The sequence below is a fragment of the Paenirhodobacter populi genome, from assembly GCF_004022215.1.
In the GTDB taxonomy this organism is placed as follows: domain Bacteria; phylum Pseudomonadota; class Alphaproteobacteria; order Rhodobacterales; family Rhodobacteraceae; genus Rhodobacter; species Rhodobacter populi.
In genome coordinates this window covers 1-21,074 of the sequence record NZ_SAUZ01000001.1, presented here as the reverse complement: position 1 = coordinate 21,074, position 21,074 = coordinate 1, and the positions used below count along the sequence as shown (strand labels likewise).

Sequence of the window (21,074 nt, the reverse complement as noted above, 5' to 3'; positions counted from 1 at the left end):
TCACCCGCCCATGGAAACGCTTCACATCATAGGCGGCGGCATGGCCGGATCGGAGGCCGCCTGGCAGGCGGCCGCGATGGGCGTGCCCGTGGTGCTGCACGAGATGCGTCCGGGTGTCGGCACCTTCGCGCATCAGACCGGAAATTTCGCGGAAATGGTCTGTTCGAATTCGTTCCGCTCGGACGATGACGAACGCAATGCCGTGGGCTTGCTGCATTGGGAAATGCGGGTGGCGAACGGGCTCATCATGCAGATGGCGGATCGCCACCAGCTGCCCGCCGGCGGCGCGCTGGCGGTGGACCGCGAGGCCTTTTCCGAGGCGGTCACCGCCGCCCTGCGGTCGCATCCGCTGATCTCCTTCGCCGATGGGGAAATCACCGACCTGCCCACCGACGGGCACTGGATCATCGCCACCGGGCCGCTGACCTCGGGGGCACTGGCCGAAAGCATCCGCGCGGTGACGGGGGCCGAAAGCCTCGCCTTCTTCGACGCCATCGCGCCCATCGTCTATGCCGACAGTATCGACGAGACCATCGCCTGGCGCCAAAGCCGCTACGACAAGGGCGAGACCGAGGAGGAGCAGAAGGCCTATCTCAACTGCCCGATGACCCGGGATCAGTATGAGGCCTTCATCGACGCGCTTCTGGCGGCGGAAAAGACCGCCTTCCACGAGGGCGAGACGGCGGGCTATTTCGACGGCTGCCTGCCGATCGAGGTGATGGCCGAACGCGGGCGCGAGACACTGCGTTTCGGCCCGATGAAACCCATCGGCCTGACCAACGCGCATCAGCCCGACGTGAAGCCCTATGCCGTGGTGCAGCTGCGCCGGGACAATGCGCTCGGCACGCTCTACAATATCGTCGGCTTTCAGACCAAAATGAAATATGGCGCGCAGACCGCCGTTTTCCGAATGATTCCGGGGCTGGAGAACGCGAGTTTCGCGCGGCTTGGCGGGATCCACCGCAACACCTTCCTGAACTCGCCCACGCTTCTGGACGACCGGATGCGGCTGCGCGCGCGCCCGAACCTGCGCTTCGCCGGGCAGATCACCGGGGTCGAGGGCTATGTCGAAAGCGCGGCGATGGGCCTACTGGCCGGGCGCATGGCGGCGGCGGAAATTCTGGGGCGCGACCTGCCCCCGCCGGGACCGGACACCGCCATGGGCAGCCTTGTGCATCACATCACCGGCGGGGCCGAGGCAAAGACCTTCCAGCCGATGAACGTGAATTTCGGGCTGTTCCCGCCGATCGAGGCAAAGGGTGGCCGGCGCGGCCGCAAGGACCGCTACAAGGCCTATACCGATCGCGCCAAAGAGACGTTCAGCCAATGGCTTGCGGGACAAGGCTGAGGTGATCACCCGGTTCGCGCCCTCGCCCACCGGGCCCCTGCATCTGGGTCATGCCTACAGCGCGATCCGCGCGCATGACATGGCCCGCGCGTCGGGTGGGCGCTTTCTGCTGCGGATCGAGGACATCGACCGCGCCCGCGCGAAACCGGAATGGGAGGCGCAGATCTACGACGACCTGCGCTGGCTCGGGCTGACATGGGACGGGCCGGTGATGCGGCAGTCGGAGCGGCTGAACATCTACCGCCAGACCCTCGCCGAGCTTTGGGAACAGGACCTGCTCTACCGCTGCTCCTGCACCCGCCGCGACATCGAGGCGGCGGTTTCCGCCCCGCAGGAGGGCGTCCCGCGCGGCCCCGACGGGGTGGTCTATCCCGGCACCTGCCGCGCCAGCGGCGCGCGGCGCCCCGGCGAGCCGCTGCCCGACGCCGCCCTGCGCCTTTACATGGATCGCATCGCGACGGATTGCCACTTCGACGAAACCGGCGAGGCGCACCACGGCCACCAGACCATCACCCGCGACCACATGATCCGCGAGGTCGGCGATGTCGTTCTGGCCCGGCGGGACATGGGAACCTCCTACCACCTCTCGGTCGTGCTCGATGACGCGGCACAGGGTGTCACCCATGTCGTGCGGGGCGAGGATCTGTTCGAGGCCACGGCGATCCACGTCACCTTGCAGAACGCCCTGCACCTGCCCGTCCCGGTCTACTACCACCACCCGCTGATCCGCGACGAAAACGGCAAGCGGCTCGCCAAACGCGACGACGCCCGCGCCATCGCCCTCTACCGCGCCGAGGGCGCCACCCCCGCCGACATCCGCCGCATGATCGGGCTATAGCGCGCCCCGCTCACATCGTCTGCCCGTCGTGTTTCCATAAATATCCCGGGGGTGAATTTGCGCGTCAGCGCAAAGAGGGGGCTGGCCCCCTGCGCCCCCTCCGCAAGAACTCAGGCCATGGGCTTGAGGATCTCGACCTCCTCGCCCTCCCGCACCGCGGTGTAAAAACAGCTCCGCCGGTTCGTATGGCAGGCAGGCCCCGTCTGATCGACGCGCAGCAGCAGGCAATCGCGGTCGCAATCCAGCCGCAGCTCGACCAGCCTTTGCACATGACCCGAGGTCGCCCCCTTTGCCCAAAGCTCCTTCCGCGAACGGGACCAGTAGGTCACCTGCCCGGTGCGCAGGGTCTCGGCCAGGCTCTCGGCGTTCATCCACGCGAGCATCAGCACCTCGCCCGTCGCATGATCCTGCGCGATCGCCGGGATCAGGCCGTGGGCGTCATAGTTCAGGCTGGCGGGATCGAATGTCATCGGGGGTTTCCTCCTGGCTGCACCGGACCTATCTATGACGCCACGCCAGCGGTGAAAAGCGCGGAGATACAGATGAGCGACGGCGATCTTTTCGGCCTCTATTCGCAGCGGATCCTCGGGCTGGCGGCGGCGATCCCGCATACCGATCCGATCGCGGCGCCCGGGGCGCAGGCGCAGCGCCGCTCGCCGCTGTGCGGCTCGACCGTGGCCGTGGCGCTGACCACGCAGGACGGGCGCATCGCGACCTTCAGCCAGACGGTGCGGGCCTGCGCGCTCGGTCAGGCCTCGGCCGCGATCTTCGGCGAGGCGGTGATCGGCTGTTCGCGCGACCAGATCGCCACGCTCTGCACCGAACTCGCGGCGATGCTTCAAGGCGGTCCCGTCCCCGCGCCGCCCTTCGCGGGTTATGCGGCGCTGGCCCCGGCGAAGGATTTTCCGAACCGCCATGCCTCGATCCTGCTGGCACCGCAGGCGACGCTCGAAGCCCTCGAGCGGACATGAAAAAGCCGCCATCCGAAGATGGCGGCAGGAAGCGCTTTCACAGGGACAGGGCCGCGGGACAGAGCGGCGGAAAGCGCGAGGCAGAGAGCCCGGACCTAGAACAGGCCCGGCAGATACAAAACACCGACGAAGGTCACGCAGATCGACAGCGCGCCAAGCGCGTCGTGCAGCAAGTTCCCCGGCCGAGGGGTGAAAATGGCGGGCAGATCCTTGTGCATTTCCGAAACCTCCGTGATGCTTGTTGCCAGTTTGTTCTCACGATTCCCCGAGTCGATCAAGAACTTTTTAGGAACATCTTAGGATTCGTTAATTGCGGGCCCCTCAACCGACGTCCAGCAGACGGAACGCCCGGTCCTGCTCCATCAGCCACAGCAGCGCCCGCGCCGCCTTGCCGCGCGGGGTTTCAAGCCCCGGATCGCGTTCCAGCAGCGCGCGGGCGTCGCTTTGCGCGATCGCCATCAGGCCCGCCTGACGCTCGATATCCGCGATGCGAAAGCGCGGCAGGCCGGATTGCGCCGTACCGATCACATCGCCAGCGCCTCGCATGGACAGGTCTTCCTCGGCGATGCGGAAGCCGTCCTCGGTCTCGCGCAGGATCTTCAGCCGCCGCGCGCCGCCTTCGGACAGGGGCGCCTGATACAGGAGCAGGCAGGTCGATTCCGCCGCGCCGCGCCCGACGCGGCCACGCAACTGATGCAACTGCGCAAGGCCGAAGATCTCGGCCCGTTCGATCACCATGATCGAGGCATTGGGCACGTTCACCCCCACCTCGATCACCGTCGTCGCCACCAGAATCCGGCTGCGCCCGGCGACGAAATCCGCCATCGCTGCGTCCTTTTCCGCGACCGGCATCTGCCCGTGGACCAGCCCGACGATCCCCTCGCCCAAGGCGGCGCGGAGCGCGCGGAACCGATCCTCGGCCGAGGTGAGGTCGCTGCGCTCGCTTTCCTCGACCAGCGGGCAGACCCAATAGGCCTGCCGCCCGGCGGCGACGGCGGCGCGCAGACGCTCGACCACCTCGCCCAGCCGGTCGGTGGGGATCAGCGCCGTGCGCACCGGCTTGCGCCCCGGCGGCTTTTCGTCAAGCAGGCTGACATCCATGTCGCCATATTGCGCCAGCGCGAGCGAGCGCGGGATTGGCGTTGCGGTCATCACCAGCACGTCGACCTTGTCGCCCTTGGCACCCAGCTCCATCCTTTGCGCGACGCCGAAGCGGTGCTGTTCGTCGATCACCACAAGGCGCAGGTCGTGAAACTCCACGTCCTTCTGGAAGACCGCATGGGTGCCGATCAGGATATGGATCCGCCCGGCGGCCAGATCGGTAAGCTTCGCCGCCCGCTCGGCCCCCTTGTCGCGGCCGGTCAGCACCTCGATCCGCACGCCCGCAGCCTCCGCCAGCGGGGCCAGCCCCTCGTGATGCTGACGTGCGAGGATCTCGGTCGGGGCCATCATCACGCCCTGCCCGCCCGCCTCGACGGCGTTCAGCAGCGCGAGCAGCGCCACCAGCGTCTTGCCCGATCCGACATCGCCCTGAAGCAGCCGGTTCATCCGCCGGCCATCCGCCATATCGGCGGTGATCTCGGCCACCGAACGATCCTGCGCGCCGGTCGGACGGAAGGGCAGCGCCGCCAGAACCCGCGCCCGCAGCCGCCCGTCGCCGCGTGTCACCCGCCCCTTCAGCCGCCGCTCGGACCGGCGGGCCAGCGCGAGGGTCAGCTGATGGGCGAAAAGCTCGTCATAGGCCAGCCGCGTTCGGGCGGGCGCGGTGGGGGCGATGTCTTCGAGCCCCTCGGGCGCATGGGCGGCCCGCAGCGCCGCGCCCCAGTCGGGCCAGTGTTCGCGCGCCTTCAGCCCCGGGTCGATCCATTCCTCCAGCGCGGGCAGCAACGCCAAAGCCCCCTCGACCCCCTTCGCCATCAGGCGCTGCGTCACGCCCGCGGTCAGGGGGTAGACCGGCTCGAACCGCGGCAGGCTCGCGGCTTGATCGGGGGGCAGGATATAATCCGGATGGACCATCTGAAAGCTGCCCTCGAACGCCTCGATCCGGCCCGAGACGATCCGGCGCGCCCCCACCGGCAGGGTCTTTTCCAGATAGTCGCCGCGCGCGTGAAAGAAGATCAGCGCGAAGTCCGCCTCGGCATCCTGCACCAGAACGCGCGAAGGGCCGCCCTTGCGCCGCGCGGGACTGTGCGACAGGACCGTGACCTCCACCGTCACCACCGCGGGCGGCTGCACCCCACGGACGCTGCGCACCGGGCGGCGGTCGATCACGCTGTAGGGCAGCGTCAGGGCCAGATCGCGGGGGCGCGTGATCTCCCCCTGCGCCAGCGCCTGCGCCGTCTTCGCGCCGATACCGGGCAGGGAGTCGACGCCGGCGAAAAGCGGAAAGAGAAGGACGGGGCGCCCGCTCATGTCTCCCCCGCGAGGGCGAGCCATTCGTCCTCGTCGATCACGCGGATGCCCAGATCGGCGGCCTTCTTGGCCTTGGACCCGGCACCGGGACCGGCGACGACGATATCCGTCTTGGCCGAAACCGAGCCGGCGACCTTGGCGCCAAGCGCCTCGGCCCGGGCCTTGGCCTCGGCCCGGGTCATCCGTTCGAGCGTGCCGGTGAACACCATCGTCAGCCCGGAAACCGGGCTGCCCGAGGCCGTCCGCTGCGCCACCGGCTCGGCCGTGACATGCACCATCAGCCGTTCGATCGCCGGCCGGTCGACCGAATGGTTGAGCGAGGTGACGAGCGAGCGCGCCGTGGTTTCGCCGATGCCGTCGATCGCCATCAGCTCCGTCCAGGCGGCGCCCTCGGGGTCGTCGGCGGCATGCATGGCGGTGATGAACGCGTCCCAGTTGCCGTAATGGCGGGCAATCAAGTTCGCCGTCTCTTCGCCGATATGACGGATGCCAAGCGCGAAGATCAGCTTGTTGAGCGGGATGCGGCGGCGGTCCTCGATCGCGCGGAACAGGTTGGTGGCCGATTTCTCGCCCCAGCCGTCGCGGTTCTTCAACTGGCGCAGCGGCGTTTCGGCGTCGCGGGCGGCAAGGGTGAAGATGTCGGCGGGTTCGCGGATATACAGGATCGGGTCGCCGAAGAACATCTCAAGCTGCTTCGGCCCCAGTCCCTCGATGTCGAAGGCCGAGCGGGAGACGAAATGCTTGAGCTTTTCGAGCGACTGCGCGCGGCAGTTGAGCCCCCCGGTGCAGCGGCGCACGGCATCGCCCTCTTCGCGGATCGCGGCGGATCCGCAGACCGGGCATTCGGTCGGGAAGACATAGGGCACGGCATCCGGCGGGCGGCGCGACAGATCGACATCGGCGACCTTGGGGATCACGTCGCCGGCGCGATAGACCTGCACCCAGTCGCCTTCGCGGATGTCCTTGCCGCCGCGGATCTGTTCCCCGCGGGAATCGCGCCCGGCGATGTAATCCTCGTTGTGGAGCGTCGCGTTCGACACGACCACGCCGCCCACCGTCACCGGCATCAGCCGGGCCACGGGGCTGAGCGCGCCGGTGCGGCCGACTTGGATCTCGATCTTTTCAAGGCGGGTCCAGGCGAGTTGCGCGGGGAATTTATGCGCCAGCGCCCATCGCGGCGTGGTCGCGCGGAACCCCAGCCGGCGTTGCAGCGCAAGGTCGTTCACCTTGTAGACCACCCCGTCGATATCATAGCCGAGCGTGGCGCGCTGCTCCTCGATCACGCGATACTGGGCCAGCATCTCGTCGGGACCGGAACACAGGACGGTCAGCGGATTGGTCGAAAAGCCGAGCGCCCGGAACCGCGCGATCGCGCCCAGTTGCGTGTCGGAGAGCGGCGCGGACAGCGCCCCCCAGGCATAGGCAAAGAAGCGCAGCGCCCGCCCCGCCGTCACTTTGGGATCAAGCTGGCGCAGCGACCCGGCGGCGGCGTTGCGGGGGTTGGCAAAGGTTCTTTCGCCCCTTTCGGCCTGCCGGGCGTTCAGCGCCTCGAAATCCGCGTGGCCCATATAGACCTCGCCCCGCACCTCAAGCAGGTCGGGCGCGCCGGTCAGGCGATGCGGGATGTCGGCGATGGTGCGGGCGTTCTCGGTCACATTCTCGCCCACCTCGCCGTCGCCCCGGGTCGCCGCGCGCACCAGCAGGCCGTTTTCATAGCGCAGGGACAGGGACAGGCCGTCGATCTTCGGCTCGGCGGTATAGGTCAGCGGATCCTGCGGGCCGAGCCCCAGATAGCTGCGCACGCGGGCGTCGAAATCGCGGACATCCTCTTCGGAGAAGCCGTTTTCAAGGCTCATCATCCGGACTTCATGCACGACCTTGCCGAAACCCTCGGCGACGGTGGCGCCGACCTTGCGGGTCGGGCTGTCCGGACGGGCAAGATCCGGGAAGCGGGCTTCAAGCGCGATCAGCCGCTGCTTGAGCGAATCATAGTCGGAATCCGAAATCTCGGGCGCGTCGAGCGTGTGATAGGCGGTGTTCGCCGCCTCGATCGCCGTGGCGAGCCGCGACATTTCCGCCGGGACGGCCTCCCGCGTCACCTGCGAGACATCGGCGCCCACCGCGCCGGTCGGATCAACGGCGAGGTCGTTTGTCGGCGTGGTATTGTCGGTCATGGGCACTCCCTCGGCTGTTCCAAAGGAATAGGATCAGCCGCAGGGGTCGTCCAGAGGGCAAGCTCACGCCGAGGCCGCGATCCGCCGGCCGAGGCCGTCCACCTCGGGATCGCGCAGGACATAGCCCCGACCCCAGACCGTCTCGATGTAATTGTCCCCTTCGGTCGCCTCGGACAATTTCTTTCTCAACTTGCAGATGAAGACATCGATGATCTTCAATTCCGGTTCATCCATCCCGCCATAGAGATGATTGAGGAACATTTCCTTGGTCAGCGTGGTGCCCTTGCGCAGGCTCAGCAATTCCAGCATCTGATATTCCTTGCCGGTCAGATGAACCGACTTTCCACCGGCCTGAACGGTTTTCGCATCGACATTCACCGCGATCTTTCCGGTGCGGATGACGGATTGCGAATGCCCCTTCGACCGGCGGATGATCGCATGGATCCGGGCGATCAATTCCTCCCGGTGGAAGGGCTTGGTCATGTAATCATCCGCGCCGGAACCGAAGCCCTTGATTTTGTTCTCGGTATCGTCGGCCCCGGTCAGGATCAGGATGGGTGTTTCCACACGCGCCAGACGCAATTGGCGGAGGACTTCCAGACCATTCATATCCGGAAGGTTGAGATCCAGAAGGATCAGGTCATAGTCATAGAGCTTGGCCAGATCTATCCCCTCTTCTCCCAGATCCGTGCAATAGACGTTGAGATTTGCATGGGTCAGCATCAGCTCGATGCTGCGGGAGACAGTCGGATCGTCCTCCACCAACAAAATACGCATAATGGAACTCCGCGTTAATCAGGTAATTACCCTATATTCGGACGCAATTAGTTAATACCTGGTTACTTTCGCAGAAATAATCATTCACGCAACCTAAAGTTGCCTGAATTTTTGAATGGCTGTGACTTTCAGGCCCTGAACTCCATGCTTGCGGACCGCCTCCGTCCACAGCTCGAATTCCTCTTCCGAGATCCCGTAGCGTTCCAGAACCTCGTCGCGCGAGACCAGACCGTGGGTCACCGCCTGCACCACCACCGCCTTGCGCGAGGCCACCCAACGCCGTGTGTCCCGCGCAGGCAGGTCCGCCCGCGTCAGGATCGTGCCATCCGGCAAGGTCACGGACCTTGGTCCATCCACTTTCTTCAGATACATATCGCACCCCCAATTCCCCTGGTGGGCGTCAAAATGCGCGCGTGGCACTTAACGAGCGATGAAACGCGGGCTTGAGAGTCGATAGCATTTTCATATATTGCTGCGGGTCTGACAAAGGACGCCTCCGATGAGCAAGGACTTCCCCCTCGATCCGCCGCTGAACTCGCTTGGCCTGCCGAAACCGCCGGGCCAGACGCGGGTCGTCGTCGCCATGTCGGGCGGCGTCGACAGCTCCGTCGTGGCGGCGATGCTGAAGGAGGAAGGCTACGATGTCGTCGGCGTCACCCTGCAGCTTTATGACCACGGGGCGGCGCTGGCGAAAAAGGGCGCCTGCTGCGCCGGGCAGGACATTCACGACGCGCGCCGCGTGGCGGAAACCATGGGCTTTCCGCATTACGTGCTCGATTACGAAAACACCTTCCGCGAGGCGGTGATCGAGGAATTCGCCGATGCCTATCTGGCGGGCGCGACGCCGGTGCCCTGCATCCGCTGCAACGAGCGGGTGAAGTTCAAGGACCTGCTGGAAACGGCGCGCGACCTCGATGCCGATTGCATGGCGACCGGGCATTACATCCGGCGCAGGATGGGCGCCGCGGGGCCGGAGCTGCATTGCGCCACCGATCCGAACCGCGATCAGAGCTATTTCCTCTTCTCCACCACGCGCGAACAGCTCGGCTTCCTGCGCTTTCCGCTCGGCCATCTGGCGTCCAAGGCGGAAACCCGGGCGCTGGCGGCGAAATACGGCCTGCCCGTCGCCGACAAGCCCGACAGTCAGGACATCTGCTTCGTGCCGAACGGCAACTATGCCAGCGTGATCGAAAAGCTCCGCCCCGGCGCCGCCGATCCGGGCGAGATCGTCGATCTGCAGGGCAATGTGCTGGGCACGCATCGCGGCGTGATCCATTACACGATCGGCCAGCGCCGTGGCCTTGGCATCGGCGGACTGGAAGATCCGCTCTATGTGGTGAAGCTCGACGCCGACAACCGCCGTGTCGTCGTTGGGCCCAAGGAGGCGCTGTCCACCCGCATCATCCCGGTGCGCGAGATCAACTGGCTCGGCGATGCGCCGATGATGTCGCGCGCGGAATGGCATCTGTCGGTCAAGGTGCGCTCGACCCGCCCGCCGCGCGAGGCCATCCTGCGCCCGATCAGCGACACCGAGGCCGAGGTCGAGCTGCTTTCCCCCGAGGAAGGCGTCAGCCCCGGTCAGGCCTGCGTCCTTTACGACACCGACAGCAGCCGGATCTTTGGCGGCGGCTGGATCTGGAAGGGCCGCTGAGCCCGACCGCGACACCATGTCCTATCCCCGAGGATCCGTGCCCGCTGGACGGATCCTCCGCCGCGCGCCATTACGTGCTCCACGACACCTCCCCCAATCCACCACACGACCGCCGGCCTCCCCCGGCCCTCCCCTGATCCCGGATCCGTCATGTCCCGTCCCGATACGTCTTCCGCCACCGTAGAAACGGTGCTGCCGGGGGTATTGCTGGCCTTCGCCAGCTTTGCCGCCTTTTCCTTTTCCGATGCCTGCGTGAAGCTGATCGAGGGGCGGCTGCCGCCTTACGAATCCGCCTTCATCGGGGCGGTCTTCGGGCTGACCGCCCTGCCCTTCGTGATGCGCAAGGGCGACAGGGTTTCGGACATCTTCCACACGGTCAATCGGCCGCTGTGGCTGCTGCGCTTCCTTGCCTATCCGATCGGCATCATCGGCTCGGTCACCGCCTTCACCCATCTGCCGATGGCCGAGGCCTTCGTGCTGATCTTCCTGCAACCCGCCTTCGTGACGGTGTTTTCCGTGATCTGGCTGAAGGAGCCGGTAGGCATCCGGCGCTGGCTTTCGGTGACCATCGGCTTCATCGGCGTGCTGATCGTGCTGCGGCCCGGCTTTCGTGAACTGACCATCGGCCATCTGGGCGCGATGTTCGCGGGGCTGGCCGGCGCCATCTCGATCGTCACCTATCGGGCGGTACCCGAGGAACGCCGGCTGTCGCTGATCGGTGCGGGGATCATGGGCGGGGTGATCGTCTGCGGGGTGGTTTCGTTCCCGGCGTTCCGCTGGCCCGACGGGGTGGAATGGCTGATGCTGGCGGGCTACGGGCTGCTGGCCGCCTTCGCCAATATCCTGCTGATGCACGCCGCGCGGCTGGCGCCCGCGGCGCTGATCTCGACCACGCAATACAGCCAGATGCTTTGGGCGATCCTGCTGGGCTGGCTGATCTGGGACGATACGGTCGACATGCCGATGTTCGTGGGCATGGTGCTGATCATCGGTTCGGGCGCGATGACGCTGATGCGCGAACATGTGCGCAACGTGCCGGGACCGCGCCCGATGGGTGGCGCGACGCGGATCGCCCCGGTCACGCTGACCCGCCCGGACGAGGAGCGCTGAGCCCCCGGCTCAGGGCTCTTCGGCGCGGTCGTCGCGGCGCAATTCGCTGCGGATCACCAGAACCCAGGCACCAAGGACCAGAGCCGTCAGCGCGAACCAGGTCAGCGCATAGCTCAGATGGCTGTTGCGGAAGCTGACCACCGTGCGCCCGCCGCGCGGCCAGCCCTGCGGGTCGGTCAGTTCCTGATCGACGAAATAGGGCGCCGCATTCGCAAGCCCCAGCGTCTGGGTGATCGAGCCGATGTCGCGCCGATACCATGTCCGCGCCGCCGGATCGCTTTGACGCGAGAACAGCCAGCCATGGCTTTCCGATATGCGCAGCAGGCCGATGACGGTCTGTTCGCCCTCGGGCGCCGGGCGGGTGGCGGGATCGCGGAACGCCTCGGGCACCACGCCGCGGTTGATCATCACGATCGTGCCGTCTTCGCGTTGCAGCGGCGTCAGCACCCAGTAGCCCGGCCCCCAGTCGGAAGGCGTGTAGATCTGCACCTCGTCCTGATTGAGGAAGGTGCCGTGCAGCTCCACCCGGCGGTATTCGGCATTCTCGGCCGTCAGATCCGGCCAGTCCGACGGGCCGGGCGCGGGAACCGGATCGGCATGGATGCGGCTGTCCACCCGCGCGATCAGATCCAGCTTCCAGTGCAGGCGGTTCACCTGCCAGATGCCGAGACTGCCAAATCCGGCAATCCCGATCACGGCGATCAGGGTGACGATCACAAGGCGCGGCCAGCGCGGCGAATGGGTCATGGTCCCTCCCCGGGGTGCGGTCATGAAAACGGGGCCGGAAGCTCCGGCCCCGTTCGTGATGCGTGCGGGAACGATCAGTTCCCGGTGGTCGAATGATCCATGCCCGGCATGTTCGAATGATCGACCTCGGGCGACAGGCCGATGCCTTGGCCGCCCATCAGCGCGTCATGGTCCATCGGCAGCATGTTCGCGTTCATGTTGTGCATGACCCAGAGCGAGCCCGCCAGAACGATCCCCAGAATGACCACCGCGAAGATCGTCGCGGTCAGGGTCCAGCCCTGCTCGACCTTCGAGTTGACATGCAGGAAATAGACGAGGTGGACGATAACCTGCACCCCGCCAAGACCCATGATGATGCCGATCAGCAGCGTGCGGTCCATCTCGACGCCCGACATGACCAGCGCGAAGGGCACCAGCGTCAGCACGACCGCCATGGCGAAGCCGGTCATCAGCTGGTTCATCGTGCCGTGCGAATGCGCGTTGGAATGATCGGACATCAGATGATCCTCACCAGATAGACGAAGGAGAACACCCCGATCCAGATCAGGTCGAGGAAGTGCCAGAACATGCTCAGCGTGCCCATGCGGCGCATGTTCGCCTCGTTCAGCCCGTGGATCTTCAACTGAACCGTCAGCGTGATCAGCCAGACGAGACCGAAGGTCACGTGCAGCCCGTGCGTGCCGACCAGCGCGAAGAAGGCCGAGAGGAAGGCCGAACGGTCCGGACCCGCCCCGATATGGATCAGGTGGTTGAACTCGTAGATTTCCATCGCGATGAAACCGGCACCGAAGAGGCCGGTGACGATCAGCCAGTTGACGGTCGACCCGAGCTGCCCGGCCGAGGCCCGCAGCATCGCCACGCCGAAGGTGACCGAAGAGATCAGCAGCAGCGCGGTTTCGATCAGCACGAAGCCCGGTTCGAACAGGTCCTTGGGCGAAGGACCGCCCGCGTAGCTGTAGCCGAGCACCGCATAGGTGGCGAAGAGCGTCCCGAAGATGATGCAGTCGCTCATCAGGTAGATCCAGAAGCCGATCGGCGTCGGGCTCTCGTGATGGTGCTCCTCATGGGCGGGGCTGTGCGCCCCGCCGAGGGAAGTGGTCTGGGTCACGCTCATGCGGCTGCTCCCTTGGCTTCGATCTCCGCAACCTCTTCCGCAGGAATGTAGTAGTCACGGTTGTAGTTGAACGTATGACCGATGGCGATCACCAGGATGGCGACGAAGGACAGGGCAGCGAGCCACCACATCCACCACACCATGGCGAAGCCGAAGACCAGGCTTGCCGCCGCCAGCAGAACCCCCGCCGCGGTGTAATGCGGCATGTGGATCGGCTGATAGTGGGTCGACCACTTGAAGCCCTCTTTCTTCATGCGCCAGAACTCGTCGAGGCCGCGCACATGGATCGTCTGCGGGAAGTTGTAGGGCGCCGGCGGGGACGAGGTCGCCCAGTCGAGCGTCCGCGCATTCCACGGGTCCGGACCGCAGGCCAGTTCCTTGCGGTGCATGACCGAATAGAACATGCCGTAGAAGCCGCACAGGATACCCGCCAGGATGAAGACCACGCCCACGGCAGCGACCACGAAGTAGATCTGCCAGCCGATGTCCAGATAGGCGTTGACCCGGCGCGTGGCGCCCATCAGGCCAAGCGCATAGAGCGGCATGAAGGCCAGATAGAAACCGATGACCCACAGCCAGAAGGAACGGTGACCCCAGCGGTCGTCCAGCTTGAAGCCGAAGGCCTTCGGCCACCAGAAGGCGACCGCCGCATAGACGCCGAACACCACGCCGCCGATGGCCACGTTGTGGAAGTGCGCAACGAGGAACAGCGTGTTGTGCAGCTGGAAGTCGACCGGCGGGATCGCCAGCATGACGCCCGACATGCCGCCGATGGTGAAGGTGATGATGAACGCGATGGTCCACATCATCGGCACCTCGAAACGGACATGCCCCTTGTACATCGTGAACAGCCAGTTGAACACCTTCACGCCCGTCGGCACGGCGATGATCATCGTCGCGATCCCGAAGAAGGTGTTGACGTTCGCCCCCGACCCCATGGTGAAGAAGTGGTGCAGCCACACGAGGAAGGACAGGATCATGATCGAGATCGTCGCCCAGACCATCGTCTTGTAGCCGAACAGCGGCTTGCCCGAGAAGGTCTGCGCGATTTCGGCGAAGACGCCGAAGATCGGCAGGATCAGGATGTAGACTTCCGGGTGACCCCAGATCCAGATGAGGTTGATATACATCATCGGGTTCCCACCAAGGTCATTGGTGAAGAAGTGCGTGCCCACATAACGGTCGAGCGTCAGCAGCGCGAGCGTGGCGGTCAGCACCGGGAACGCCGCGACGATCAGGAAGTTCGCGCAGAGCGTGGTCCAGGTGAAGACCGGCATGTCGAACAGCTTCATCCCCGGCGCGCGCATCTTGAAGATCGTGGTGATCATGTTGATGCCGGACAGCGTGGTGCCCACGCCGGCGATCTGCAGCGCCCAGATGTAATAGTCGACCCCCGGCCCGGGCGAGAAATCCTTGCCCGACAAGGGTGGGAATGCCAGCCAGCCGACACGCGCGAACTCCCCGATGAACAGCGAGATGTTCACCAGAAGCGCGCCCGCCACCGTCATCCAGAACGAGAAGTTGTTCAGGAACGGGAAGGCCACGTCTCGTGCGCCGATCTGCGTTGGCATCACGAAGTTCATGATGCCGGTGATGAAGGCCATCGCCACGAAGAAGATCATGATGACCCCGTGGGCGGTGAAGACCTGGTCGAAGTGGTGCGGCGGCAGATAGCCTTCCGCCCCGCCCGCGGCCAGAGCCTGCTGCGCGCGCATCATGATCGCGTCGGCGAAGCCGCGCACGAACATGATGAAGCCGAGGACCATATACATGATCCCGATCTTCTTGTGGTCGACGGTGGTGACCCAGTCGCGCCACAACGGCCCCCAGAGCCGGAATTTGGTCATCAGTGCGAGCACCACGAGACCGCCGAGCGCGACACCGGCGAAGGTGCCGATCAGAATCGGTTCGTGATACGGGATCCAGTCCCAGGTCAGCCGGCCGAAAATCGGCGAAACCGGCCCCAGATAGGGATTGATTGCGTCATTGGCCATTGGTGTGCCCTTCCGTTTCGACAGCGGAAACATGGTCGTGCCCGGCGGCGCCGTGCCGGGCCGGCGCGAAAGGCGCGGCCTGCGGCGGCATGGCATTGCCGAAACCATCGACGGCCCGCTCGCTGTCGTATTCGTATCTGTGTTTGTCGCCGAGGCCCGCCTCGCCGCCGCCGCCTGCGCGGTCCTGCATCATCATCTCGGACATGCAGACCTTGCCCGGCTCGACGCACATGCCGGCGATCCGGTCGAACAGATTGTCCGAAACGGTCCGGTAATAGGTCACCGGCATCGGCACCGAGGGACGCGCCGGATCGGCCATCGAGGGTTTCTCGAGTTGCAGGAACGCCTCGTCGGTCAGGTCGGTGCCCTGGGCGCGGACCTCTTCGATCCAGTCGTTGAACAGCGCGTCGTTGCCCGCCTCGTCGCCCGGGGTGCCGAGCGCGGTCGCGTTGAACGACATGCCCGAGAAGCCCGGACCCGAATAATGCGCCGAACGGCCCGCGAAGACACCCGGTTCGTCCGCGACCAGATGCAGCTTGGTCTGCATGCCGGTCATCGAATAGATCATCCCGCCCAGCTTCGGCACCACGAAGGTGTTCATCACCGTCGAGGAGGTCAGCCGGAATTCGACCTGACGGCCGACGGGCATCTTGATCTCGTTGACCGTGGCGACACCGTATTGCGGATAGATGAACAGCCATTTCCAGTCGAGCGACACCGCTTCGATCTGCAGGGGCTCTTCATTGAACGAGACGTGATCGAGCGGACGATAGGGATCCAGCCGATGCGTATAGATGTAGGTATAGGTGCCGAGCGCCAGGATGATGAGGATCGGCACGCCCCAGACGAAGACCTCGATCTTCGTGGAATGGGAGAAATCCGGCTCATAGTCCGAATTGTCCTTGCGCGTCGCGCGATACTTCCAGGGGAAGTAGACGACCATGACCATCACGGGGATGATCACGATCAGCATCAGAAGAACGGAGATGAGCAGGAGGTCACGCTGCTGCGCGCCGACCCATCCCGTGGGGACCAGCACGTCGTACTGACACCCCGCCAGCAACACCGCCACGGGCAGCATCAGGAGGAATTTTGGGAGTTTCAACAAATCGGGCCTCTTGGGGCAGGATCAACCCGGTGCACGCGACTGGCACACCGGGTCGTGATCATGATGGCGATGCTATGGCAGAATGCCGGCGAGGACGCAACAACTGCCGCACCCGGGATCGTGCCAAAGGAACAACGTGCGACAGGTTGTCGCGGAATCTGTGACAGGTTTTCGATCTCATCCCCCCTTGACAGACTTGGAACCGCACCCAACCCGCACGGGATCGATAGACCCCGCCGGATTGCGCCCCCCTCTGGCTGTTGTCAATCCAGCCAAAGATACATCCCCTGTTCAAGGAAAATCCGACCTGAAGCCTGCGTCATCAAGCCGCGCCGGGCGCATCGTCTCTTCCCCGCGGCAGCATCCGCCGCATCCGGACAGCAGCAGATTTTGACCGAAAGTGCAATTCCGCCCGTCGTCCGGGCAACGTTGCCCCGGCGGCAGGAACGCCGGGCGGGGGTGACCTTACGGAATGCGGATCACACACTATATATTATATAGCCGGATACGGCGCTTTCGCCCGCCTTGTACCGCCCGCGCCCGCTTTTCGCCTTGCCTCCCGGGGCCCGCGACAATAGAAGGGCGCCTGAAATTCAGGATTGACGCGCGCCCGCAGGCGCGCCTTGCTTATGAGGACACCCCATGCAGGTCACCGAGACGCTGAACGAAGGCCTGAAGCGCGGCTACACCATCACCATCCCCGCCTCCGAGCTGGATGCGAAGGTCACCGAGAAACTTCTGGAAGCCCAGCCCGAGGTCGAGCTCAAGGGGTTCCGCAAGGGCAAGGTGCCGCTGCCGATGCTGAAGAAGACCTTCGGCGCGCGCGTTCTGGGCGACGCGATGCAGGAAGCCGTCGACGGCGCGATGAAGGAACATTTCGAAAAGACGGGCGACCGCCCTGCCCTTCAGCCGAAGGTCGAGATGGACGGCGGCGAGACCTGGAAGGAAGGCGATGACGTCGTGGTCAACGTTTCCTACGAGGCGCTGCCGGAGATCCCGGACGTCGATCTGTCGGATGTGAAGCTGGAACGTCTGGTCGTGAAGGCCGAGGATTCGGCCGTCGAGGACGCGCTGAAGAACCTCGCCAAGACCGCGCAGACCTTCGAGGACCGCAAGAAGGGCACCAAGTCGAAGGAAGGCGATCAGATCGTGATCGACTTCGAAGGCTTCATCGACGGCGAAGCCTTCGAGGGCGGCAAGGGCGAGGATTACCCGCTCGTGCTCGGCTCCAACACCTTCATCCCGGGCTTCGAGGACCAGCTCACCGGCGCCAAGGCGGGCGACGAGGTCGAGGTCAAGGTGACCTTCCCGGAAAACTACGGCGCCAAGAACCTTGCCGGCAAGGAAGCGACCTTCAAGACCACGGTCAAGGCGGTGAAGGCCCCGGTCGACACCCCGATCGATGACGAACTGGCGAAGAAGTTCGGCGCCGACGATCTGGCGGCCCTCAAGGCGCAGATCGCCGAACGTCTGGAAGCGGAATTCAAGGGCGCGGCCCGCGCAGTGCTGAAGCGCAACCTGCTCGACGTGCTGGACACCAAGGTGAAGTTCGACCTGCCGCCCTCGCTGGTCGAGGCGGAAGCCCATCAGATCGCCCACCAGCTCTACCACGAAGAGCATCCGGAAGATCACGACCACAATCACGGCTCGATCGAACCGTCGGATGAACACAACAAGCTCGCCGAACGCCGTGTGCGTCTTGGCCTGCTGCTGGCCGAGCTCGGCCGCAAGCAGGACATCGAGGTGACCGATGCGGAATTCACCCAGGCCGTCCTGAACCAGGCGCGCCAGTATCCGGGTCAGGAACAGGCGTTCTTCCAGTTCGTCCAGCAGAACCCGCAGATGCAACAGCAACTGCGCGCCCCGATCTTTGAAGACAAGGTTGTCGATTTCATCGTCGGCGGTGCCGATGTGACCGACAAGGACGTGTCGAAGGAAGATCTGCAGAAGGCGATCGAAGCCCTCGACGAGATCTGATCCTTCCGACAGGCAGGACCACATGGCCGCCCCCTCGGGGCGGCCTTTTCAGTTTCACCCCCTGCCTCGGGCCACGTCGAAAATTGCTTTGCGAAACAGCAGGATCACTGCCGCCTGAGCGATCCAGCAGAAGCTCGGCTCATCCCCGGATTATTTTCACTTCCGATGGATTGGCCCCTTGTCTTGCCCCCGAAAATACGGATAAACCCGGCCCCGGACGGGTGGCCGAGTGGTCGAAGGCGCACGCCTGGAAAGTGTGTAGGCGGGGAACCGTCTCGAGGGTTCGAATCCCTTCCCGTCCGCCATATTTTCGCCCCCTAAATCGCCACTACATATTGATTTTAAAAGACTTTTCAAAATAAAAAATCAGATGGGTGCGTTGGTCTATCCTGATTTGGGATACATTCAGAGTCGCAAACTGTATACTTGCCCTTCAGGGCCAATCAGGGCGAATAATGCCTAGACATCCAGTCGGGTCACGAAACAGGGCACAGCGCGAATCGTGGAAGGGATCGTCCTTCGAGGCGGAAAGTATATCCTGCGCCGGCGCGTTCCGACACGCTACGCTGCGGTCGTTGACCGGACTTGCGTGAAGATATCGCTCTCGACCGACAACCTGGTGGTGGCGAAGGAGAAGGCCCCGCGCATCTGGGATGAACTCATTGAGGCATGGGAAGCGCGGCTGCACGGTGACACCGCCGATGCAGAAGCGCGGTTCGCGGCGGCGAAGGAGCTGGCGGCCGTGCGCGGCCACCGATACCTCATGGCATCGGATGTCGCCCGCCTGCCCGTCGCCGATCTGCTCGCCCGTATCGAGGCTGTCGAGGCCGCCTCAAAACCGGGAAAGCCCGACCTCATGGAGGCCGACGCGCTGCTTGGCACCGTCAATCCGCCCAAGCTGACCGTCAGCAAGGCGCTGAAGCGATACTGGGAAGTCACGAAGGAACAAGATCCGCGGCAAGAGCGCGGATCAGGTGCGTCGGTGGGAGAACCCGCGCAAGAAGGCCATCGCCAACTTCATCAAGGTCAAGGGCGACATGGAGGTCGGCGCGATCGTCACGGCGGATCTGGTAGATTTCCGCAACTGGTGGCTGGAAAAGATGGAGGAGGACGACCTCACCCCCAACAGCGCCAACAAGGACTTCATCCACCTGACCTCGACGCTGAAGCATGTCGCACGCGTCGAGGATATGGAACTGCGGTTCAGGACGGACGGCCTCGCGATCCCGGATGACCACAAGGAACACCGCCGCCCCTTCCCGGTCGAGTGGATCCGCGACAGTCTCCTCGCGCCCGGCGCACTGGACGGCCTCAACCCGGAGGCGCGCGGATCCTTCTCGGCATGGTGAACACCGGCTATCGGCCGAGCGAGGCGGCAGGCCTGCTGCGGGAGCACATCGTCTTGGATGCCGAGGTGCCGTATATCAGCATCAAGCCGATCGGCCGCCAGTTGAAGAACGCGCATTCGCGGCGGAAAATCCCGCTCGTCGGCGTCTGCCTTAAGGCGTTCAGGGAACACCCGAACGGCTTCCCCCGCTACCGGGCCAATTCCGCGACGCTCTCGGCGACGGTCAGCAAATACCTGCGGGAGAAAGGCCTGCTCGAAGACATGCCGGAGCACACGATGTATGGCCTGCGGCACAGCTTCGAGGACCGGATGCTCGCAGCTGGTTTTGACGAGCGGATCCGCGCGACCTGTTTGGCCACGCCCTGCAGCGCCAGCGCTACGGCGACGGCGCACCACTGAAGATGCAGCGCGACCTCCTGCTCAAGATCGCGCTGTAGGGGCTTTCCGATTACTGGTATTGATGCGGACTGTCAGTGGTTCGCAGTCACGCTCGGAGGCGAATACCATCCATCAGCCGATATACTCCTCCCACTTCACTTCACGTAGCTGAACTACAGCCGTTATTCTTGCCAATATGGTGAGAAAGCGCGCGAGTCCGATCGACGCGCTATCGATGATAACGTATTCGGAGTCGTTTTGCTCGACCGGAGCGAAGGACCCATCGTTCTTCAGCAAAATCCCCTTTGAAAGATCGAGGTAAAGGTCAGGTCTATCGGTTATAGGAACACTATGCAGCCATTCCTCGATCGTCGAAAGTTCTGTGCCGTTATAGGTGAGGACGGCAGTAAGTATGCGGTCGTGGTGCCACGAAAGATCGCCTATTCTCACACCTTCCAACGAGGTAGAACTCAAAGTTCGTACGCTTTGAATATTCTCGCCAATTTTGTTGATGACTCCCGAAGTGTCAATTGAAGTCTTAATCTCAAATGTTGCGACTGCACCTTCCTGAAATATCAGGTCATCGCCGCTCGCGAAGCGCAACCGCGGCATCGATTTCAACATCAGAACTATGTCCTGCTGTTTCGAGCGATTTCCTTTTGCATCCACGATCACCCCGCTGACCACACTTGTCATTTCAGGAAGATGGTCGACCAGAAAATTCTGGATCAAACTCTCTCGGGCGGCCCCCATGGTTGCGTTGTACCCCAAGACCTTCGTCATATCGTACTGGGCGCTGAGAGCAGCTACTGCGTCCGCGCAATAGTCCAGAAGCGGTGATGTCTTAACTTCCCCGGCTGCCATTTGAGCATCCCTTCAAAATAATCGCGCTCGCAGATTATCTGGAAGTACCTATGACATACTATGTCAAGCATCATGCACGGCCGCCGAGACAGCCATGATTTCCTCACTTCACGCCGCGTTCCCCTGTTCCATCAGGTGTCTTCTTAACCTTCTTGGCTAACGAATGACATGATAGTTTCGATGGGTCTGCGCCCCATGTTGCGATATCCGAGATGGGGTCGTTCGGTGTTGTGGTGGACGAGCCAGGCGTCAAGATCGGCCTG

Annotated in this window: 20 protein-coding genes, 1 tRNA gene and 2 pseudogenes; 10 read left to right on the top strand and 13 right to left on the bottom strand. The window is 64.1% G+C overall.

The window, feature by feature from the left end; translation table 11 throughout:
• The first annotated feature begins 10 nt into the window (after window positions 1-10).
• Both trmFO and gluQRS read left to right on the top strand, forming a co-directional pair.
• Complete coding sequence (gene trmFO, locus D2T30_RS00100; protein ID WP_128207148.1) at window positions 11-1,348, top strand: methylenetetrahydrofolate--tRNA-(uracil(54)-C(5))-methyltransferase (FADH(2)-oxidizing) TrmFO; 1,338 nt, start codon at window positions 11-13, stop codon at window positions 1,346-1,348.
• Window position 1,349: 1 nt separating this feature from the next.
• Window positions 1,350-2,186, top strand: coding sequence for a tRNA glutamyl-Q(34) synthetase GluQRS (gluQRS, locus tag D2T30_RS00095; protein WP_128207147.1), 837 nt, complete (start codon window positions 1,350-1,352; stop codon window positions 2,184-2,186).
• 110 nt (window positions 2,187-2,296) lie between these two features.
• On the opposite strand, the gene hisI is transcribed toward gluQRS, so the two are convergent.
• A complete protein-coding gene (gene hisI / locus D2T30_RS00090; protein WP_128181920.1) occupies window positions 2,297-2,656 on the bottom strand; it encodes a phosphoribosyl-AMP cyclohydrolase in 360 nt (119 codons plus the stop codon).
• A 72-nt stretch (window positions 2,657-2,728) separates the two neighbouring features.
• On the opposite strand from hisI, the gene D2T30_RS00085 reads away from it, so the two are divergent.
• Entirely contained in the window at window positions 2,729-3,157 is a 429-nt protein-coding gene (locus tag D2T30_RS00085) for an iron-sulfur cluster assembly scaffold protein (RefSeq protein ID WP_128207146.1), read from the top strand.
• A gap of 95 nt (window positions 3,158-3,252) precedes the next feature.
• On the opposite strand, the gene D2T30_RS23895 is transcribed toward D2T30_RS00085, so the two are convergent.
• From D2T30_RS23895 to sciP, 5 genes are all read right to left on the bottom strand, one after another.
• On the bottom strand, window positions 3,253-3,375 hold the full coding sequence (locus tag D2T30_RS23895; protein ID WP_277749142.1) for a hypothetical protein: 123 nt from the start codon (window positions 3,373-3,375) through the stop codon (window positions 3,253-3,255).
• Between the two features lie 103 nt (window positions 3,376-3,478).
• Window positions 3,479-5,569 carry an ATP-dependent DNA helicase RecG gene (gene recG, locus D2T30_RS00080; RefSeq protein WP_128207145.1) on the bottom strand — a complete coding sequence of 697 codons (2,091 nt, stop codon included), beginning with the start codon at window positions 5,567-5,569 and terminating at the stop codon, window positions 3,479-3,481.
• Window positions 5,566-7,743: an NAD-dependent DNA ligase LigA gene (gene ligA / locus D2T30_RS00075; RefSeq protein ID WP_128207144.1), complete on the bottom strand. Its 2,178-nt coding sequence runs from the start codon at window positions 7,741-7,743 to the stop codon at window positions 5,566-5,568. Before ligA ends, recG begins: the two co-directional genes overlap by 4 nt.
• Window positions 7,744-7,806: 63 nt before the next feature.
• Window positions 7,807-8,520: a response regulator transcription factor CtrA gene (ctrA, locus tag D2T30_RS00070; protein WP_128181912.1), complete on the bottom strand. Its 714-nt coding sequence runs from the start codon at window positions 8,518-8,520 to the stop codon at window positions 7,807-7,809.
• Window positions 8,521-8,613: 93 nt separating this feature from the next.
• Window positions 8,614-8,892, bottom strand: coding sequence for a CtrA inhibitor SciP (sciP, locus tag D2T30_RS00065; protein ID WP_128181910.1), 279 nt, complete (start codon window positions 8,890-8,892; stop codon window positions 8,614-8,616).
• Between the two features lie 127 nt (window positions 8,893-9,019).
• Here sciP and mnmA point away from each other — a divergent pair, with 127 nt between their 5' ends.
• Together mnmA and D2T30_RS00055 are read left to right on the top strand one after the other, a co-directional pair.
• Entirely contained in the window at window positions 9,020-10,171 is a 1,152-nt protein-coding gene (mnmA, locus tag D2T30_RS00060; protein ID WP_128207143.1) for a tRNA 2-thiouridine(34) synthase MnmA, read from the top strand.
• Window positions 10,172-10,321: 150 nt separating this feature from the next.
• On the top strand, window positions 10,322-11,281 hold the full coding sequence (locus D2T30_RS00055; RefSeq protein WP_128207142.1) for a DMT family transporter: 960 nt from the start codon (window positions 10,322-10,324) through the stop codon (window positions 11,279-11,281).
• A 9-nt stretch (window positions 11,282-11,290) separates the two neighbouring features.
• Here the strand turns inward: D2T30_RS00055 and D2T30_RS00050 are convergent, their stop codons facing one another.
• The 5 genes from D2T30_RS00050 to cyoA all read right to left on the bottom strand — a co-directional run bounded on the left by D2T30_RS00050 (window position 11,291) and on the right by cyoA (window position 16,244).
• The gene (locus D2T30_RS00050; protein WP_128207141.1) at window positions 11,291-12,028 is read right to left on the bottom strand and encodes an SURF1 family protein; all 738 of its coding nucleotides are present in this window, start codon (window positions 12,026-12,028) and stop codon (window positions 11,291-11,293) included.
• A 74-nt stretch (window positions 12,029-12,102) separates the two neighbouring features.
• Complete coding sequence (gene cyoD / locus D2T30_RS00045) at window positions 12,103-12,525, bottom strand: cytochrome o ubiquinol oxidase subunit IV (protein ID WP_128207140.1); 423 nt, start codon at window positions 12,523-12,525, stop codon at window positions 12,103-12,105.
• Complete coding sequence (gene cyoC, locus D2T30_RS00040; protein ID WP_128207139.1) at window positions 12,525-13,142, bottom strand: cytochrome o ubiquinol oxidase subunit III; 618 nt, start codon at window positions 13,140-13,142, stop codon at window positions 12,525-12,527. Before cyoC ends, cyoD begins: the two co-directional genes overlap by 1 nt.
• A complete protein-coding gene (cyoB, locus tag D2T30_RS00035) occupies window positions 13,139-15,136 on the bottom strand; it encodes a cytochrome o ubiquinol oxidase subunit I (RefSeq protein WP_128181898.1) in 1,998 nt (665 codons plus the stop codon). The genes cyoC and cyoB overlap by 4 nt, the downstream gene beginning before the upstream one ends.
• Entirely contained in the window at window positions 15,126-16,244 is a 1,119-nt protein-coding gene (gene cyoA / locus D2T30_RS00030) for a ubiquinol oxidase subunit II (RefSeq protein WP_241565193.1), read from the bottom strand. The genes cyoB and cyoA overlap by 11 nt, the downstream gene beginning before the upstream one ends.
• A gap of 642 nt (window positions 16,245-16,886) precedes the next feature.
• Here cyoA and tig point away from each other — a divergent pair.
• The 5 genes and pseudogenes from tig to D2T30_RS23990 all read left to right on the top strand — a co-directional run bounded on the left by tig (window position 16,887) and on the right by D2T30_RS23990 (window position 19,968).
• Window positions 16,887-18,221, top strand: coding sequence for a trigger factor (gene tig, locus D2T30_RS00025; protein ID WP_128207138.1), 1,335 nt, complete (start codon window positions 16,887-16,889; stop codon window positions 18,219-18,221).
• A 215-nt stretch (window positions 18,222-18,436) separates the two neighbouring features.
• Window positions 18,437-18,526 (top strand) — tRNA-Ser (locus tag D2T30_RS00020).
• 197 nt (window positions 18,527-18,723) lie between these two features.
• Window positions 18,724-18,840: pseudogene (locus D2T30_RS24000) on the top strand (hypothetical protein); the annotation flags it as partial.
• 355 nt (window positions 18,841-19,195) lie between these two features.
• Window positions 19,196-19,570, top strand: a complete 375-nt coding sequence (locus tag D2T30_RS23995) for a hypothetical protein (RefSeq protein WP_338325427.1) — start codon at window positions 19,196-19,198, stop codon at window positions 19,568-19,570.
• On the top strand, window positions 19,564-19,968 hold the full coding sequence (locus D2T30_RS23990) for a site-specific integrase (protein WP_338325424.1): 405 nt from the start codon (window positions 19,564-19,566) through the stop codon (window positions 19,966-19,968). The genes D2T30_RS23995 and D2T30_RS23990 overlap by 7 nt, the downstream gene beginning before the upstream one ends.
• A gap of 111 nt (window positions 19,969-20,079) precedes the next feature.
• Here the strand turns inward: D2T30_RS23990 and D2T30_RS00010 are convergent, their stop codons facing one another.
• Together D2T30_RS00010 and D2T30_RS00005 are read right to left on the bottom strand one after the other, a co-directional pair.
• Entirely contained in the window at window positions 20,080-20,811 is a 732-nt protein-coding gene (locus D2T30_RS00010) for a DUF6602 domain-containing protein (protein ID WP_128207137.1), read from the bottom strand.
• A 143-nt stretch (window positions 20,812-20,954) separates the two neighbouring features.
• Window positions 20,955-21,074, bottom strand: a pseudogene (locus tag D2T30_RS00005) (IS481 family transposase); the annotation flags it as partial.

Coding starts and splice junctions, on each gene's coding strand:
- trmFO (WP_128207148.1), top strand. CDS start 11: ATGGAAACGCTTCACATCATAGGCGGCGGCATGGCCGGATCGGAGGCC.
- hisI (WP_128181920.1), bottom strand. CDS start 2,656: ATGACATTCGATCCCGCCAGCCTGAACTATGACGCCCACGGCCTGATC.
- D2T30_RS00085 (WP_128207146.1), top strand. CDS start 2,729: ATGAGCGACGGCGATCTTTTCGGCCTCTATTCGCAGCGGATCCTCGGG.
- D2T30_RS23895 (WP_277749142.1), bottom strand. CDS start 3,375: ATGCACAAGGATCTGCCCGCCATTTTCACCCCTCGGCCGGGGAACTTG.
- recG (WP_128207145.1), bottom strand. CDS start 5,569: ATGAGCGGGCGCCCCGTCCTTCTCTTTCCGCTTTTCGCCGGCGTCGAC.
- ligA (WP_128207144.1), bottom strand. CDS start 7,743: ATGACCGACAATACCACGCCGACAAACGACCTCGCCGTTGATCCGACC.
- ctrA (WP_128181912.1), bottom strand. CDS start 8,520: ATGCGTATTTTGTTGGTGGAGGACGATCCGACTGTCTCCCGCAGCATC.
- sciP (WP_128181910.1), bottom strand. CDS start 8,892: ATGTATCTGAAGAAAGTGGATGGACCAAGGTCCGTGACCTTGCCGGAT.
- mnmA (WP_128207143.1), top strand. CDS start 9,020: ATGAGCAAGGACTTCCCCCTCGATCCGCCGCTGAACTCGCTTGGCCTG.
- D2T30_RS00055 (WP_128207142.1), top strand. CDS start 10,322: ATGTCCCGTCCCGATACGTCTTCCGCCACCGTAGAAACGGTGCTGCCG.
- D2T30_RS00050 (WP_128207141.1), bottom strand. CDS start 12,028: ATGACCCATTCGCCGCGCTGGCCGCGCCTTGTGATCGTCACCCTGATC.
- cyoD (WP_128207140.1), bottom strand. CDS start 12,525: ATGTCCGATCATTCCAACGCGCATTCGCACGGCACGATGAACCAGCTG.
- cyoC (WP_128207139.1), bottom strand. CDS start 13,142: ATGAGCGTGACCCAGACCACTTCCCTCGGCGGGGCGCACAGCCCCGCC.
- cyoB (WP_128181898.1), bottom strand. CDS start 15,136: ATGGCCAATGACGCAATCAATCCCTATCTGGGGCCGGTTTCGCCGATT.
- tig (WP_128207138.1), top strand. CDS start 16,887: ATGCAGGTCACCGAGACGCTGAACGAAGGCCTGAAGCGCGGCTACACC.
- D2T30_RS23990 (WP_338325424.1), top strand. CDS start 19,564: ATGGTGAACACCGGCTATCGGCCGAGCGAGGCGGCAGGCCTGCTGCGG.
- D2T30_RS00010 (WP_128207137.1), bottom strand. CDS start 20,811: ATGGCAGCCGGGGAAGTTAAGACATCACCGCTTCTGGACTATTGCGCG.